This window comes from Thermogutta hypogea (genome assembly GCF_055386265.1).
The window spans coordinates 3489499-3506668 of record NZ_AP042425.1; the positions used below are offsets into that span (position 1 = coordinate 3489499).

The 17170-nt window shown below is 62.8% G+C and carries 12 protein-coding genes; 5 read left to right on the forward strand and 7 right to left on the reverse strand.

The genetic code is table 11. From position 1 onward, the window contains the following. Nucleotides 1-703 precede the first annotated feature (703 nt). Together rsmG and ACZ5B4_RS12575 are read left to right on the forward strand one after the other, a co-directional pair. Nucleotides 704-1549, forward strand: a complete 846-nt coding sequence (gene rsmG, locus ACZ5B4_RS12570) for a 16S rRNA (guanine(527)-N(7))-methyltransferase RsmG (protein ID WP_464911579.1) — start codon at nucleotides 704-706, stop codon at nucleotides 1547-1549. A 228-nt stretch (nucleotides 1550-1777) separates the two neighbouring features. Next, the gene (locus ACZ5B4_RS12575) at nucleotides 1778-2701 is read left to right on the forward strand and encodes a rhomboid family intramembrane serine protease (protein WP_464911580.1); all 924 of its coding nucleotides are present in this window, start codon (nucleotides 1778-1780) and stop codon (nucleotides 2699-2701) included. Nucleotides 2702-2792: 91 nt separating this feature from the next. On the opposite strand, the gene ACZ5B4_RS12580 is transcribed toward ACZ5B4_RS12575, so the two are convergent. Beyond that, nucleotides 2793-4547: a sensor histidine kinase gene (locus ACZ5B4_RS12580; RefSeq protein ID WP_464911581.1), complete on the reverse strand. Its 1755-nt coding sequence runs from the start codon at nucleotides 4545-4547 to the stop codon at nucleotides 2793-2795. A 345-nt stretch (nucleotides 4548-4892) separates the two neighbouring features. Between ACZ5B4_RS12580 and ACZ5B4_RS12585 the strand changes: the two genes are divergently transcribed. Further along, nucleotides 4893-5915, forward strand: coding sequence for an aldo/keto reductase (locus tag ACZ5B4_RS12585; protein WP_464911582.1), 1023 nt, complete (start codon nucleotides 4893-4895; stop codon nucleotides 5913-5915). Nucleotides 5916-5982: 67 nt separating this feature from the next. Here the strand turns inward: ACZ5B4_RS12585 and hypD are convergent, their stop codons facing one another. The 3 genes from hypD to hypF form a co-directional block, all read right to left on the reverse strand. Then, nucleotides 5983-7065: a hydrogenase formation protein HypD gene (hypD, locus tag ACZ5B4_RS12590; protein WP_464911583.1), complete on the reverse strand. Its 1083-nt coding sequence runs from the start codon at nucleotides 7063-7065 to the stop codon at nucleotides 5983-5985. Between the two features lie 64 nt (nucleotides 7066-7129). Next, on the reverse strand, nucleotides 7130-7471 hold the full coding sequence (locus ACZ5B4_RS12595; protein WP_464911584.1) for a HypC/HybG/HupF family hydrogenase formation chaperone: 342 nt from the start codon (nucleotides 7469-7471) through the stop codon (nucleotides 7130-7132). A gap of 77 nt (nucleotides 7472-7548) precedes the next feature. Continuing rightward, nucleotides 7549-10005 carry a carbamoyltransferase HypF gene (gene hypF, locus ACZ5B4_RS12600; protein ID WP_464911585.1) on the reverse strand — a complete coding sequence of 819 codons (2457 nt, stop codon included), beginning with the start codon at nucleotides 10003-10005 and terminating at the stop codon, nucleotides 7549-7551. 397 nt (nucleotides 10006-10402) lie between these two features. Between hypF and lpxK the strand changes: the two genes are divergently transcribed. Beyond that, nucleotides 10403-11500, forward strand: a complete 1098-nt coding sequence (gene lpxK / locus ACZ5B4_RS12605) for a tetraacyldisaccharide 4'-kinase (RefSeq protein WP_464911586.1) — start codon at nucleotides 10403-10405, stop codon at nucleotides 11498-11500. 69 nt (nucleotides 11501-11569) lie between these two features. Here the strand turns inward: lpxK and ACZ5B4_RS12610 are convergent, their stop codons facing one another. Further along, on the reverse strand, nucleotides 11570-14602 hold the full coding sequence (locus ACZ5B4_RS12610) for a right-handed parallel beta-helix repeat-containing protein (RefSeq protein ID WP_464911587.1): 3033 nt from the start codon (nucleotides 14600-14602) through the stop codon (nucleotides 11570-11572). A gap of 763 nt (nucleotides 14603-15365) precedes the next feature. Between ACZ5B4_RS12610 and ACZ5B4_RS12615 the strand changes: the two genes are divergently transcribed. Further along, nucleotides 15366-16019, forward strand: coding sequence for a superoxide dismutase (locus ACZ5B4_RS12615; protein WP_464911588.1), 654 nt, complete (start codon nucleotides 15366-15368; stop codon nucleotides 16017-16019). 152 nt (nucleotides 16020-16171) lie between these two features. Here ACZ5B4_RS12615 and ACZ5B4_RS12620 read toward each other — a convergent pair whose 3' ends face one another. Beyond that, the gene (locus ACZ5B4_RS12620) at nucleotides 16172-16555 is read right to left on the reverse strand and encodes a response regulator (protein ID WP_464911589.1); all 384 of its coding nucleotides are present in this window, start codon (nucleotides 16553-16555) and stop codon (nucleotides 16172-16174) included. Nucleotides 16556-16650: 95 nt separating this feature from the next. Continuing rightward, entirely contained in the window at nucleotides 16651-16980 is a 330-nt protein-coding gene (trxA, locus tag ACZ5B4_RS12625; protein WP_464911590.1) for a thioredoxin, read from the reverse strand. Between the last annotated feature and the right edge of the window lie 190 nt (nucleotides 16981-17170).

The following is a 17170-nucleotide window of genomic DNA, read 5'->3' on the forward strand; positions in this document are numbered from 1 at the left end:
AATTAGGAATCACTTTTTCCCCTGACTCCCTAAAACATTAATCCCTAAAGCGTCATGGAGTTTCGGCGACGTTCGGCAGTTTGCGGCATTTTTTGAGCCGACAAATGCGAACAACTCCGAAATCCAAGCACTCAACCGGGATTGCCGGAAGCATCGCCGTCGTGTCCACCAATTCGGTGGGGGCGAATCACCGAATCTTGCTAGTCCTTGGGGGCATTCATCACTGCCTACTTGAACTATACGCTACGACCTACCCTATTTTGAAGAGGTGGCGCCGGGTTTACGGGCTATCCAAACCCTGGCAGGGCAATTCCATCGCCGATACCAGGACTCCTCGTCACAAGGTCGAACGTAGGCGGATTCCTTGCTTAACGGTGCAAGCCGTGTGACAATGATACAACCTGCCCCTTCCTTTACGGGAGGTTGGTCGAGTTGGTTTCTCGTGCTGAAAAGCTCCGACGCATCGTTCGTTAGGTAGGAACTTCGGGAAGAATCGGCGTTATGGGGAAATGGGAAAACGCTTCTTGGCCGCTGAAACTCCGCGTTCTTAAACCGAAAAATCCGTTACGACCCAATCAATGGGGGTACAAGATATTACCCTTTATTGTTGGTATTTTAGGAGGGTGATAATTGGTCCATAATGGGTGGTTCGTGATGTTTCCGTCGGCTCAGGGTGGTAGAAAGTCATTGGAAAGCGTTTTGCATGAATGATTCTTCTTCCGACTTATCCGTGCCGGAACACGAATTACAGGTTTTGGCACGAGACTTGGGAATCGATTTGACGCCCGCCCAGTGCCGGTTGCTAGCCGCCTACTGCCGCCTACTTTGGAACTGGAACGAAAAGATCAATTTGACGCGGCATACCGACGTCGCCAAATTCGTGCGGCGCGATCTCCTAGACACCTGGGCGTTCGCTCGGGCGATTCAAGCCGACGAGATCGTGCTCGACGTGGGCACCGGCGGCGGCGTGCCGGGAATACCCCTGGCCGTCCTGCGGCCCGACGTCCGCGTCCATCTTTGCGAGACGGTAGCGAAGAAGGCACGCGTAGTCCATGACATTGTGACGCAGCTCGGGCTGCCGATTCCCGTTCTGCACGGCCGGGTCGAGGAATTCTTACGGGAGGATCGGTGGCAGTTTCATTCCCTGCTGTTTCGGGCGGTGGCCCCGCTTTCCAAGATTCTGCAATGGGTCCGTCCCCATTGGGAACGATGCGACCGGTTGCTCATTCTGAAGGGTCCCCGTTGGGCGGAGGAACGGGGTGAAGCGCGGCATTTCGGGCACCTGCAAGGGCTGGCCCTCCGCGTGATCGATCGCTACGTCATGCCGGAGACCGCCGCCGAGAGCTTCTTGCTGCAAATCACGCCCAAGGATCGCTGCGGGGAGGGGAAGACCTGCCGCTTATCTCCTCGCCCATGTCCAGCCGCGGCAATCGAGAACCTGATTGAGCCGAGCCGCGAGAAGGCGCCCGCATCGGGGCGAAATCCCGGCGCGCACCGCGAATCCGAACGCCCGGCCAAGCCCCGGCGCAGGCGGCCGCCCCGATCTTGAAACCGCGGTTCGGGCGGCGCTGCGGCGTCGGGTCGCCACCATCGGCGACATCGCACCGGGCTTTCGGCAGTCCCCAAAAGCAAGCGATACGCTACAATTATGGGGCGGCCCGCACAGCGGCCCTTACGGCGAGCGTTCCATGCGGCAGGCTCGGTTTTCGCAGACGATTGGTACTCCCGGACGGCCGCCCGGGGCTTTCGGCTTTCGGTGCTTGTACGGCGAGGATTCATGGGCTGGCAAGATCGCGACTATTCCCGAACGGTTCACACTCCGTACTCCCCCGGAGGCTGGAGCGGTCCGCAGTCCGCCATTGCCTGGATCGTCTTGATCAACGTCATCGTCTACGTGGCGGATGCGTTGACCGACTATCAAATCAGCCGTTGGACCGCCGCCCGCGTCGATACCATCAAGCAGCCCTGGCTGTGGTGGCAGTTTCTCACATACGGTTTCACGCACGACAAGGCCTTCAACCACATCTTTTTCAATATGTTGACGTTGTGGTTGTTCGGCCGGGAAATCGAATACCTCTACGGCCGCGCGGAGTTCACCAGACTGTACTTGGTGTTGATCTTGGCCGGCGGCGTCCTGTGGTCGATTACGAACGTGCTCAGCGGTAGTCCCGATATCGGTTTGGTCGGGGCTTCCGGTGCGGTGGTGGGGATCTTCCTCCTGTTTTGCCTGCATTTCCCGCGGCGCACCATCTTGCTTTTCTTCTTTTTGCCGGTCCCGGCTTGGGTGGCGGGTTTGTTCCTGATCGTGCCCGATATTCTGGGCGCACTCCAAGTCAGCACTGGAGGGCAAATCGCGTATTCCGTGCATCTCACGGGCGCGGTGCTGGCCGCCCTCTACTACTATCAGGGTTGGAATTTCGGACGAACTCTGGAAGCCGTGGGCTGGCAGAAGGTCGCCGACCGCTGGCACATGTGGACGCAGCGGCGACCCCGGCTGCGGGTGCGCCAACCGCGAGAGGATGCCTTCACCGACGACGATGAGAGCGAAGAAAACGAGGCCTTCCAAAAATTGCAACGGGAAGTCGACCGGATTCTCGACAAGATCGCCAGGGAAGGCACGGAAAGCCTGACGCGGCAGGAACGGCGGACCATGCAACGCGCATCCCAACTATTCCGCGAGCGTCTGTCGGGAAAACGCTAGGAGGCTTCGGCGCCGGGCGGCGCCCACCGCACGGGCCGAGCGCAACGGCCGCCGCAAAGGCATGCCCCATTTGCCGGGCTGGGCCGCAGGTTCAAGCGGCTCCTCCCGCCAGCGGAATGCGGCACGTCCAGCGGAGACCGCCCTCGGCCTCTTGGATCTCGAACTCGCCGCCCAAAAGCAAGGCCCTCTCCCGAACCACGAGCAGATCGGGATCGCACGCCACTTCATCCTCACTCGGTTGTGCGCCGCCGGGCACGAAGAGATCCAGCGTCGCCCGTTCCTCATCGCACGACAATCCCAATTCGATGACGGCCGTTTCGTGGGCCAGGTATCCGGTTCGCAATAGCTGCTCCGCAATCCGAAACAGCGAGGTCGCCAAGTGCGGCAGCATCGCGACCTCGTGGGTTGGGGCTTGGAACGCGATGGTTCGGCCGGTCTCCGAGGAGCGCTGGTGAATCAGCTCTTGCAGAGCGGGCACCAAGCCGAATCGTTCCAGCGTGCCCGAGTGCAGGCTGTCCGCCAGATTGCGGCATACGGTAAGACAGTGCTTGGCCAGCCGGGCTGCCGTTCCCGCCACCGGATCCGAGCTCCGGTCCGGGGGATTCGCCGATAGCTTATCCAGTGCCAGCGACAGCGCCGTCAGCTCCTGACCCAAGCGATTGTGGAGCTGGTCCCAAATCAACCGCCGATCCAACTCACCGACATCCAGCAGCCGCCGCAAGCAAACCTCCTTTTGTCGCAACTCGGCCTCGATGCGATACCGCTCCGTGAGGTCGGTTCCGATGATGACCAAATCGTTCGGCAGCCCCTCCCGTGAAGTCAGCGGTATACAGCGGCAATACCAAACCCGGTCGTCCAGGTCGCGGACCTCGAACGAGGTCGTGACGTTTTTTTCCCGGGCCTCCTTCAACTTGGCCAGGCTTAAATCGCGATCCTGCAACTGGATCAGTTCCAATATGGAGCGGCCGAGCGCCTGCGGATCGATCCGCCGGTTGATGTATTTGAGTCGGAATTGGGAATCGATCACCGCGATCCGGTCCGGCAGATTCTCCACCAGCGTTTGCCATCGCTCGCGGCTCTCACGCTCGGCCTGCTCCGCCGCTTTGGCGTCCGTGATGTCTTCGACCAGCGCCAGTCCCCAACCTTCCCCGGGACTATACATGGTGCCAATTGATACGAAGAGCCGCCCCCAGACGACGGTGCCGTCCCTGCGAAGGTAACGCTTTTCCAACACGGCCCTGGAGACGCGGCCGTCCGCCAGCGGCTGGAGGACCTCGACCTCGCGGGGCAAATCCTCGGGATGCGTGATCGCGGCGATGGAGATCCCGCAAAGCTCGTCGGGTTGATAGCCGATCATTCGGGCGAACTGCTGATTGCACTCGAGAATGTGCCCGGCGAAGTCGCAAATCACGACCCCGACGCAGGCGTTTTCGAAGACCCGTTGAAACCGAACGACGGATTCGCAGCCCGGGTCGCATTTCGCGCACCTTCCCATGCGAGCGGCGGCCGTCCGCAGCCGAGCCGCCAATTCATCAAAATCGACGGGATCGTAGAGAAAGTCGTCAAAAAGATCGGTCCAAAGGTCAGGCAACCTTCCGCCGACGTGAGGGCCTGGGTGGATCAGAATCCGCTGCGGTGTTTGCCTGCCATTCGAAGCGGCGATTTTCGCAATCACGGCTTCCCAGTCGGGAAATCGCGGAGCATCCACGATCCAGATGGAAACGTCTTGGGGCAGTTCGGGGAGAGCCGCGTCGCTAGGAGGTTCCGTAATCGGGTGGACGGCCCAGCCCTCGGATTCCAAGGGCAGAAAAAAATCCGCTGCCGTGCTAAAGACGGCGATTCTCATAATTCGCCCCATTTCCCCCCAATTTTAACCCCGATGATAGGGACGACCTCGAACGGTAACGATGCCTGCCCAAGCATTGACGGATTTTAATCTGTTCTCTTGCCAAATATCAATGCTTTCGAATATGGCTTGTGCCGACGGATGCGTCCGGGGCGTCCTCGGGCGCTAGCCAGGGGTAGCATCAGCCCTGGGTAACAATCGTCCCTCACTGCCGCAGGTCCGCACGGATTTGACTTCCGCCCCCGCCGGCGAATAATGAAAGGCTCCCCGATCCATATTTGTTTCGCTCTTAAGTTCGGCACCCTGATTGCGTTGCGAATTGCTTTTTTCTTGGAGAATCATGTCATGGCAGCTCAACCTTACTCGCGTCGCGAATTCGTGCGTCAGTCCGGTATTTTGGGTGGGGCCGCGCTGGTCTCGGGCGGATGGTTCCCCGACGGTCGGGCCGCCGCGGCTCAGCAGACCGCGCCGGAACCTCGCCCCCTACCTCGGCGGACCCTGGGAAGAACCGGCGAGCAATTGACGATCTTCACGCTGGGAACGGCACCCTGCGGCAATGCCAAGGACATGTCGTTCGAGGACATCGCCCAGGTGGTTCACACGGCGATCGATTTGGGAATCAATTCGATCGACACGGCCCCCGCCTACATCAAGGCTGAGGAAGGGGTGGGATTGGCGATGAAGACGCGCCGCAAGGAGGTCTTCCTGGCGACCAAGGTCCCCGCCGATACGGTCGAGGAAGGTGAAAAATCGTTGGCCCGCTCGCTGAAGCTCTTGCAAACCGATTATGTGGACTTGCTGTACTACCACAGCGTGGGCAATCGCAAGGTCGAGGGCGCCCTCGATCCGGAAGGCGTATTTACCTGGCTCGTGCGCCAGAAGGCGGCCGGCAAGTGCCGCTACATCGGCATTTCCGGTCACAATCTGCCGGGGCGGTTCGCCCAATTCCTGGAGACCGGGGAGGTGGACGTCCTCTTGGCGGCCGTCAATTATGTCGATCGCCACACCTACAACTTCGAGGAGCAGGTGTTGCCCATCGCCCAAAAGCACAACGTCGGCATCATCGCGATGAAGGTGCTGGGCGGTGCCGATCCCGCCAAGGGCAGCTACGCCAATCCGCGATCCACCGGGTTGTTGGTCGGCGACAAGGTCGGGCCGGCGATTCGATACGCGCTCAGCCTGCCCGGCGTGTGCAGCATCAATCTCGGTATCAACAACGTCGACCAGCTTCGACAAGACATCGCCTATTTCTACGAAGACGGCCCGCTGTCCGAGCAAGAGACGGCTGCCCTGTTAGCCGAAGGCAAGACCTTGGCCGAGAAGTGGGGCCCCCATTTCGGCCCGGTTACCGAGCCGTCGCGGAGCTGACCGAACCGCCCTCGATTCACGCTTTCCGATGGGCGCGCCGCGCCGTCCGAGCTACCGGCGATAACAGCTACCGGCGATAACGATAATAGGCCGCACACGCGCCTTCGGATGAGACCATCGGCGCCCCGAGCGGATTCTCGGGCGTGCACAGGCGGCCGAAAGCGGGACACTCCGTCGGGCGTTTGCGGCCTTGCAAGACCTCTCCCGCGATGCACTCCGGCGATTCGCCCGGCCCCGTCGCCGGGACGTCGAACCGTTGCTCGGCGTCGTAGGTCGCGAACTCTTCCCGCAGCGCCAGGCCGCTTCGCGGGATCACGCCGATTCCGCGCCACGCCCGATCCACCACGCGGAACACCCGCCGCATTTGCTCTTGGGCCGTGGTATTCCCCCGCGGCTGCACGGCGCGGGAATACTGGATCCGGACCTCCGCCCGCGACGACTGCAATTGCTCCACGCATTGCTCGATGCCCCAGAGGATATCGAGAGGTTCGAATCCGGTGACCACGATCGGGACGCGAAACCGTTCCGCCAGGGGATAGTATTCCTCGATGCCCATCACCGTGCAGACATGACCGGCCGCCAAGAATCCTTGCACGCGGCAGTTCGGCGAACTGAGAATGGCCTCGATGGCGGGCGGCACCAGCACGTGGGCGGAGAGGATGGAAAAATTGGCAAGGCCCAGCCGGGCGGCCTGAAAGACGGCCATGGCATTGGCCGGCGCCGTGGTCTCGAATCCCACCGCGAAAAACACGACCTGCCGGTCGGGATGGCGGGACGCCAAGGCCACCGCGTCCAGCGGCGAGTAGACGATTCGTACGTCGCCGCCCTCGGCCTTCACCTCCAGCAAGCTCCTACGACTCCCCGGCACGCGGAGCATATCGCCGAAAGAGCAGAAGATCACGCCGGGGCGAGCGGCAATCGCCAGAGCCTTGTCGATGATTTCGACGGGCGTGACGCAGACCGGGCAGCCCGGCCCGTGAATCAGCGTCAATTCCGGCGGCAACAGCCGATCCAAGCCGTAGCGCAGAATGGAATGCGTTTGACCGCCGCAGATCTCCATCAGCGTCCACGGTTGCTTGACCAGTCTTCGCAGGCCGTCCGCCGTAGCGCGAACGGCCTCCGCGTTTCGATATTCTTCCAGGTATTTCACCAGCGCAATCCTTTTTCAAGCCGCAAGCCGCGGGAATACCGCCGGGCGCCGCAACCCACGGATGCTACCGGCCGGATTCTTCCTCGTTTTCCACCTCGCCCCGTCGCCGCGCGGCGACTCGATCCGGATTGATCGCGGGAGGTGCATGTTCGGAATCGTCCTGGAACGGATCGCCGGGGAGAGAGCCTTCGATCTCCCGAATCAGCCGCAGGTTTTCCTCGGCCTCGGCCTCATCCAACCGGCTGATGGCGAATCCGACATGCACCAACACGTATTCGCCGGGAACCGCTTCCGGAGTATAGGCTAAGCAGATCTCCTTACGAATCCCGCCGAAATCGACCCGACCGTAGGGCAGGCCGTCGCGCTCAAACGTTTCCAACACCTTTCCGGGAATACCCAAGCACATGCTGCGTCGTCCTTCGTTTTGGGAAAAAAGCGTGTATGGTCGCCGGACTTGGTTTCATCTCGCCTCCGTCACCGCCGTTAGGGATTGGCGATGGGGAAATGATCCGCAGCCCGTTGCCGCATGCCCGCCAACCAAATCTGGCCCAGCGCCAGCCCGCCGTCGCCGGGGGGAATTTCGCGGTGCGTCAGCAGTTTCAATCCTTCGTGCTCGGCAAGGCGTCCCACCCATTCGCGTAACAGGGTATTCTGGAAGCACCCGCCCGACAGGGCAATCGTGCGGCAGCCGAATCTCCGCGCGATTTCGGTTACCGTATCGGCCAGCCGGGCATGGAAGGCCGCCGCCAATGCCGTGGCAGGCAAGCGGTCTTCCCGTGCTCGCAGGATGGAGGCGAATAGCGGTCGCCAATCCACGATCCAGGGTTGCGTTTGGGCACCGTCGCCGGGGGCCGCGATGCGACACGCAGCCAAGGGTTGCGGAACCTCCCACGCGTTTGCCTGCCCCCGTTCCTTGGAATACGCTTGCCGGAACTCCTCCGCCGCAAATTGCAGCTTCATGGCCGGTTGCCCCTCGAATGAGGCCGTTTCCCCAATGCCGAGCAGCGCGGCCGCGGCATCGAACAAGCGGCCGACGCTGGAGGTCCGCGGGCAAAGCTTACCGGAAGCCAAGAGCCGTAGCAGCACGCGTTGTTCCTCCGGTTGAAACCACGACTCCAGGGGTTGCACGGCCTCCGGACCCAAGAATTCGTAGAGGCATCCGAGGGCCGACCGGCGGGGCTGCCGTGCCGCGGCGTCGCCGCCGGGCAAAGGGAACGTGGCGAAATGGGCGACGCGTTGGATGCGGCGCCCGTCGAATCGAAAAAACTCCCCGCCCCAGGAGGTCCCATCCGTGCCGTAGCCCGCCCCGTCCCAAACCACGCCTAGAACGGGCAGGTCCAGCCCCGTCTCGCCGTGCCGCAGGCTTTCGTTTTCCGCCAGGCAAGCGGCAAAATGGGCCTCGTGGTGCTGGACGCGGAGCAGCGGCACCCGAAGCCGGTCGCTCAGCTCCTCGGCGAAGCGCGTGGACGCATAGTCGGGGTGCAGGTCGCAAACGAGCTGGTCGGGCGCGGCTTGAAAGAATCGCAGCAAATCCTCCACGGACCGGCGGAACGCGCGGAGGGCGGCCGGCGTATCCAAGTCTCCCACATGCGAAGCGAGCACGACGCGACGGCCCATCGCCAGAGCCGGGGCATTCTTCAGGTGCCCGCCCAATCCCAGGATCGTCGGCAGCGGGTTGCGAAGCCGGATCGGACGCGGGGCGAATCCCCGCGCGCGACGGATCGTACAGGTCCCCAAGGCGTCGGCCAAGACCACCGAATCGTCCACCGGGCGAACGATCGGGCGATCATGGACGAGGAAATCGTCCGCGATACCGCCCAGTCGCTCCAGGGCCTCCCCGTTGTCGACGGCCATCGGCTCTTCCGAGAGGTTGCCGCTCGTGCACACCAGGGGACGGTCGACCGCTTGCAGCAGCAAGTGATGCAGCGGCGTGGCCGGCAACATGACGCCCAGGTAGGGATTGCCGGACGCGACGGACTCGGCGATCGGCGGCCGCGCGGATTCGCCCTCGCGTTTTCGCAAGAGCACGATCGGCGCCGCCGCCGAATGCAGCAAGCGGCGGACCTGCTCGTCGGGAATCCGGCAGTAGCGTTCGGCCATGGCCGCGTCCATGAGCAGGGCGAACGGTTTTTCGGGACGACGTTTCCGCCGGCGGAGCTCGCGAACGGCCGTTTCGTTCGCGGCGTCGCAAATCAATTGAAAGCCGCCCAGCCCCTTCATGGCCAGGATGCGTCCCTCCAGAACGCGACCCGCCGCCTCCCGCAAGGCCGCGTCGTCCCTTGCCGACACGCTGCCCGCCGCATCGCAGAGCGACAGCCGCGGCCCGCACCGCGGGCAGGCGATGGGTTGCGCGTGGAAACGGCGGTCGCCCGGGTCCTCATATTCCTGCCGGCATTCCCGGCACATCGCAAAGTGCTTCATCGCCGTCAACGGACGATCGTAGGGGACGCCTTCCACGATCGACCAACGCGGGCCGCACTGCGTGCAATTCGTGAACGGATAGCGGTAGCGACGGTCGCGGGAATCGCGGATTTCTCGCAGGCATGCGGAGCACACTGCCAAGTCGGGAGGAATGGTCGGCGCCGGATCGCCCGCGGCGAGGCTCTCGCGGACCTCGAATTCCCTCTCGGCCGGGCGGGGCGCCGAATCCTCGGTGGGGACCGGTTCCGCGTGAACGCTCTCATAACAGGTCCAGGCCGGGAATTCATGCCGCAGCCGATGTTCGAACGCACGAACGGCGGCTCCGCCGCCTTCCACTTCCATCACCACCCGATCCGACTCGTTCCGGACCCAGCCCGCAAGCCCCAGCTCGCGCGCCAACCGATAAACGAACGGCCGAAAACCGATCCCTTGGACGGTGCCCGTGACCGTGATCCGCAGACGCAAGCGCTCTTGGGCGGAAGGGGGATGATCGTGCATGGGCCGAATCGGTTTGGTCACGCCGAGGGTTCGCTGTTTCGTTTGGAAGCGGGTTAAGGGAAGGGCGTCGAACGCAACGCTCCGCTCGCTCGAACGCAGCGACCGCGTTCTCCGCGCCGACCGCGGCCGACGGACTCGAGCAGCGTGCCGACGTCTCGCCCCGACTCGGGCGTCGCTGCGTCCCCTGCAATGCATGGGGCGATCCCATGCGACAGGCGGATGATGGTAATTATACGGGCAAGAGCGGCCCGCGGTTTCTTCGCGGCGCAAGGCCGGGAATAGGAACGTCATCGTGACGGATCGTATAATCCCAGTTTTCGGGGCGGTCGGACGAAGGCGCAAGGCACGAGTCGGGCGCGTTTCGCTCGGCAAGGTCCTTGCGAGGCGGGCGGTGAGAATCTACGGAAGGACGGCACGCATGTGGGACGCGCGCGGATGGCGAGACGTGGTCTCCGGCAAGGACCGCTCCTGGAGGGCCGCCGGTCTCCGTGCCATTCTCGCCGCGGCGGAGCCGCTGGTAATCGCGGGGGTCTTGTGGCGGAATCGCCGCTACGACCGCGGCCGGTCGGCAATCCATGACGTCGGCGTGCCGGTCGTTTCCGTGGGAAACATCACGCTGGGCGGGACGGGCAAGACACCCATGACCGCCTGGCTCTGCCGCTGGTTTCGACGGCACCTCGTCCGCGTCGCGGTGATTAGTCGCGGGTACGGCGCCGAGGCCGGTGCAGTAAACGACGAAGCCGCCGTGCTCGAATCGCAGCTCCCCGACGTGCCGCATCTGCAAAACCCGGATCGCGTGGCGGCGGCCCTTACGGCCGTGGAGGAATTGGCATCGCAACTGATCGTGTTGGACGACGGCTTTCAACATCGCCGCTTGGCACGCTCGCTGGACCTCGTGATGCTGGACGCCTTGGACCCGTTCGGTTCGGAGCACGTCTTTCCCCGCGGCATGTTGCGCGAGCCGCTGAAGAACTTGGCCCGGGCCGACGTCATCGTGCTCTCGCGTGCGGATCAGGTCTCCGCCGAACAGATTGAGCGGATTCGCCGCCGGGTGCTGCGATACGCGCCCCATTCCCTGTGGGGCGAGTCTCGGCATGTGCCCACGCTGGTGCTTCGGACCGGATCGGAGCCGTTTCCCGCGGAAACCCTCCGGGGCAAACGCTTGGCCGCGTTTTGCGGCATCGGCAACCCTGCCGCCTTCCGCAAGACCCTCGGCGACCTGAGTTTGGATGTCGTCGCCTTTCGCGAGTATCCCGACCATCACCGTTATCGGCGGGAAGACGTCGCGGACCTGTCGCACTGGGCGGCCGCTCACGGGGCCGACTTCGTGCTTTGTACGGAAAAGGACTGGGTGAAAATCCAAGTGCCGAGCTTAGGCGGTCTGCCGCTGGCGGCCCTGCGGATCGAATTGCAATTCACGGCCGGGCAAGAGAGCATCGAACGGCGGCTGGGAGAGATTCTCGCGAAGGTCCCTCGCGAACAGGAGGAGGCGGACGCGCCGGCCGACGATCCCTGACGATGCTGCCTGACGGCGACCGAGACCACGCAGCGGCGCCATGCTTGCCTGCACGCCGAGGCTCAGCGGCTATTGGACCGAGTTCATCGCCACAAGGTACTTGGTTTCGATCGGCGGGGCGATCCCCGAACTCACCGACGGTTGGATGGTGTTCCCGGAAATCACGGTGGTGTAAGCCGCTCCCACCAAGACCTCGGAGAATCGGCCGGGTTGACGCTGCGAATTCGCGTAAATCGTGTTGTTTTGGATGAAATTATCCATCCCGCCGTTGATCCAGATGCCGTACCGTTGATTGTGATGGATGCGGTTGTCGCGGATGACGTTGAAACGGTCGCCGAATTCGCCCCCCAATCCCAAGCCGCCGATGCCGCTGTCGCCGTTGGCGTACAGGTCGTTGCCGACCGCCCACACGGCGAAGTTGTTGTTACAGTAGTGGAAGCCGTTGATGCCGTTGTAGCGGCTCACGTTGTTGAGCCAGATGCCGCCGATGGTGAGATCGCCGGCCGGGTGCAACCCCTTTCCCACGTTATTTTCGGTCAGATTGCCCTCGACGCGGATATCCCAGCCGCCGTTGACCAAGATTCCCTCGCCCCAACCGGTGCCGGCGAGGCCGAAACCGGCTCCGCGAACAATGGAATCGCGGATGATGGTGTCGCGTTCCCAGCCCAAGGCGATACCATCGCGGCGGGAATCTTCCACCACGGCGCGCTCCACGAGGTTATCGCGTCCGTTTTCGAGAACGATGCCGGTGGAGAAGGAGCGCCGCACTCGAACGTCGCGCACGACGGAGTTTTCAGTGAAACGCAGATGGATGACCGCGTCCGCCAACGCCCGCCAGAGGGTGTAGCCGGCGGCTGTGTTGCCGTCGAGAGCCAAGCTTTCCACGACCACATTTCGGATCGGCGTACCGTCGTTCGTCCGCGCGGTGCGAACGAGCGCGAAGAGATTCGCGGCTTCGGCGGCTCGGGCGGGCGAGAACACGGCGTCGCCGTCCAAGGGACGATCCAGGATCAACCGATCGCCGAGGATGGCCGCCACGCGGCGATAAACCGGCGACTCGGCTCCGCTCATGAAAAGCCCGATCTCGTCGCCGATGCGGAACCCGGCGGTGGATTGCAGTTGGATGAGGAGATCGCCGGGCCGCGCTTCGGCCGCCAGCCGAGCACTGACATGCGTCGCTCGAACCAGCGTCGTTCCGGCCGGATGCCCCTGCAACGTAACATTGGAACGAAGGACCAGACCCGCGCGGAGGGCATACGTTCCCGCCGGCAGGATGACCACGCCGCCCTCGTCGGGCAAGGCGTCGATCGCCGCCTGGAAGCCGAGCGTGGCATCGGCGGCATTGTAATAATCGGCGGCATGGACGACGCTTCGGATCTCGTTTTGATGAATCGTCCAGCGGGCGACGGAGTGCGACACGACGTCGTCGGCGTCGAGCCAAGCCTCCTCCGCGGCGAATCGCCGCGTTTGCACGGCCGTACCGGTCTCGGCGAAGACGAAATCGGTCAAGGCCCCGTCGGCCGAAAGCGTATCCGCACCCCGCGAGGAATAGAACTCGGCGCGATCGCTTCCGCCGCTTCCCGCCACGGCATACACGCGGTCGAAGGTCTCGACGCGGTATTCGAAATTCAACCCGGCAAGTCGAGTATAGTACGGCCGCGCGGTGAGGACGTCGTTCCCCGCGGAGTCGTACAACCAAGCCGTATCCGTTCCTCCTGATCGGGAATAGGCGTGCACGGTTTCGAAAAACTTGACCCGCGTGTAGTCCGTCGGCGTGGTCATCGCCGCCCAATCAGGACGAGCGGTGAACGTATCATTGCCGGGCGAGTCGTAGAAATGGGCGAGGTCGCGGCCGCCGTTGCGGGCATAGGCGTGGACGTAACGAAACTGTTGCACCCGAACCGTTGCGACGTCGTTGAAGAGAGCGGCGTCACCCGGGAATGCCACGAAAAAGTCGTCGCCGGGCGAATCCTCGATTTCCGCCACGTCGGCCCCGCCGCCCGATTTGACCATCGTCATACGGTAGCCCGACACCGATAACTCGGCCCCCGGCGTCGTCATGCGGATTCCGAAAAGATCGCCGCGAAGATAATCGTCTTTGGCGGATCCGCTCACCAAGGCGGAATCGAAACCGCCGGACGTACTGACGACCGCAACTTGGGAAAAGAACTTCGCCCGATTGTAAAAGTCGTTGCCGCGAACGACGGATTGGACGGGCTGAAGGGTAGCTTGATCGTCGCCCGGGGAATCGTACAGCGTGGCCGAGTCTCGCCCGCCATTCCGCGAGTAGGCGTGAATAATGCCGGGCCCGATCAAGCGATGGTCGAAACCGTCCCCTTGGATGCGGCCTTCGTTGGGTCGCAATTCCACGCGGTCATCCCCCGGCGAATCGATCAGTTCGCCCACCGCGGAACGGGATACCTGAGCCGACACGGCCTCGGTCTGGTTGACCGTGACGGTTCGCGTCCCCAGGGAGAGCGTGGCGGTGCCCGGGGAAATAGAGACGGATTCATTACCTCGTGAAGACTGGAGCACGGCCTGATCCCGGCCGGCTCCGCCCGAAAACGACACGCCCGTCACCGCCGTCGGCACCTGGTACGGAATGCCGTTGATCGTCACGCGGGCGGCGCCGTCGTGGTACTCGAAGAGATCGTCGCCGGCAGTGCCGAAGAAAGACCAAGTGCCGGCCGTCGTCGTGAGCAAATCGGCTGCGTACAGCACCTCGCCAGGCGCGGAGGCTACGATCTGGAGATAGTAGGCCTGTCCCGCCGTGACGGCGGCGTCGATTCTTCCGGAAGCCTCGGCGACTGGAACCGCGGAGCCTCCCGAGGCCCGATATAAACGAACCGTCCCGGGACTCCACGCGGCCGGATCGCCGGTCGTCCGTAAAGCCGAAAGCATGCCCGTGCGGGCGGCGGTAAACTGATACCACGCATCGCCGGACCCGGTGGGAAGCACGATCCGGGCGAATTCCAGCGTACCGAGATCAACGGGAGCCGCGGAAAGCATCAACTTCGGCTCTAGGGCCTCGAGTCGAAGCTTGCGCGATTCACGAAGAATCGGCTTGCCCCTTCGAAAAGGGGAGTGAGGAGATCGTTTCATGGAACACTCGTAGTTGCTTCGTCACGGATGCTGACCCGGCGGTGAGCCACCCCCACTCCTGCCGGTGCTGTGCGCTGAAATCAACGCGACCCGACGGACTCCGCCGCCGGAAGCCGTTGAACGCGTACGCCACGCGGCGCGTTACCTACACTTTTGGAATATGCGAAGAGTGAGAAGGTTCCGATCTATGCAGGAAATAGGGGCTTTAACGCGATTTCTACATCACAGTCTCAGGGCATTCCCGTGGGAAGGCACCCTGGCAGGCCAAAGTGTCCGCAGTCATTCTTCTTCGCAGCGGATGGGAATCGCAGCGAAAACGCGAACGCAGTCGCCTGGGTTCGTGGTGTGCATTTCTCGTGCCGCTGAGGTCGGTCGCGTGAGCGAGAGTACCGCCCAATTCCTTCTCTAATTCCGTTCCTTCCCGCACCCACGGCCCGCGCGAGAGTCGCCAACCTCCCCCCACCCCCATTACACGCTAGTGCCTCGATGCCATTGGTTCGAGGAAGGGCGTTCTTCGTCGCAGAGCCGCCCACGGTTGAAAGCCTCGTCACGTCGATTCAGGGTCGGGCAGGGCTACGGCCTCCCGTCGCCGCGCTTGCCTATGCCCGATGGCTGCGTATCATTAAACACAATTACGGTAGGTATATTTAGCCATATTGCGAGCGGCGACTTTCGATCGCTCTCATCGCTACCCAACCAATGGGTGGATCATCGCACTCAAGGCGTGTTGTTTGTTGGCCACACTAAGAGAGGAGAATGTTGAATGGCGTACACACTTCCCCAGCTACCTTATGCCTACGACGCTTTGGAGCCGCACATCGATGCTCGGACCATGGAGATCCACCACACCAAGCATCATCAGGCCTATATCACGAACTTGAACAAGGCCGTGGAGGGGTCGGAGTGGGAAAAGCTGACGGTCGAGGATTTGGTCGCGGCGATTCATCGCGTTCCGGAATCGATCCGCACCGCCGTCCGCAACCACGGCGGCGGTCACGCCAATCATGCGTTGTTCTGGACGATTCTCGGCCCGAACGGCGGCGCCCCCCAGGGCCGTTTGGCCGCGGCGATCGATCGCGAATTGGGCGGCTTCGACAAGTTCCGCGAAGCCTTCACCAAGGCGGCCATGGGCCGGTTCGGAAGCGGTTGGGCTTGGCTTTCCGTGGATCCCAACAAGAAACTCGTGGTTGAGGACACCCCGAACCAGAACAGCCCCTTGATGCACGGCAACATCCCCATCCTGGGCGTGGACGTGTGGGAGCACGCCTATTACCTCAAGTACCAGAATCGCCGGAACGAGTACGTCGAGGCGTTCTACAGCGTCATCAATTGGGGTGAGGTGCTCCGCCGCTATGAGGCGGCCTTGACGCAGGCCACGCCGGAGTCGGCCAAGCATCCGCTACAGAGCGATTCCTGACGCCCGCCCCCGAGTCGCATCGACTCGACCCGACGAAAAACGCCGCGAGAGACCCGAAAAGGTGCTCGCGGCGTTCTTATTGTGCCGGGCTGTGACCCGAGAGGCCGAAGGGCCGGCAACCCCGTCGGTTTCCACGCCGGGCGATCGCCGCGTTAGGGACTGGATTCCGTCAAGTACGGCGATAGCACGCTCTTGAGTGCGTCCCCGGCGAGGTCGTTCTTTCCGAAGCCGGTCGCGGCGCCCAATGCGACGGCCTGCCGTTGATATTCGGGATAATTGGAGATCAACATCACCGGAATCGCGGCAAGCTCCGCCGATTGCTTCATCTCCGCGATCAAGTCCAACCCCGACTCGCCGGTTGCATCGAACACACGATTGACCAGGACGAGATCGAACGGCCGCTCGGAGAGCATCGCCAGCGCGGTGCGATGATCCGCCGCCGTGCTGATCTCCACGTTGAACCACGCGGACAATCGCTGCGAGATGCGGGCATTGTCCGGGCCGCAATTGCCGACTGAAAGTACGCGCTTACTCAAAGCAGACCTTCACCGAAAAGAAGGGGCGTGGGGTACGAATCGGCTGCTCGAAGGACACCTTTTCCGCAGACGTCTCGCCGGCGCCGTGACCGCGTTCAAGCGGCGATGGCGCTCTCAAGGGCGCGTTTTAGGTCCTCCTTGGAACGGGCACCGATGAACTGATCGACGACTTGCCCGCCCTTGAAGACCATGAGCGTGGGGATGCTGGTGATGCGATACCGCATGGCGATGTCTTGGCAATCGTCGACGTTGACCTTGCAGACCAGGGCTTTCCCTTGGAACTCGCCTGCCAGTTGCTCGACGGCGGGGGCGACCATCCGGCACGGACCGCACCAGGGCGCCCAGAAGTCGACCAACACCGGAACGGTGGATTGCAGCACGACCGAATCAAAATCGGACGACGAAAGCTCTCTTGCCAAACCCATGATCAGACCGTCCTCATTCCTTGGCTTCGTAATTGTCCGCAGTTAGTCCCACCCGGCCCGGACACTCACCGGTCTTTTGATTATAGGAGTGCGTCCCACCGGGTCAACGGAAGCGACGGTCGGGGGATCCGTCGACGTGGATGACGGCCGCGACGGTGCAAGGTCCTTGCATCCGCATCGCGTCGCAATC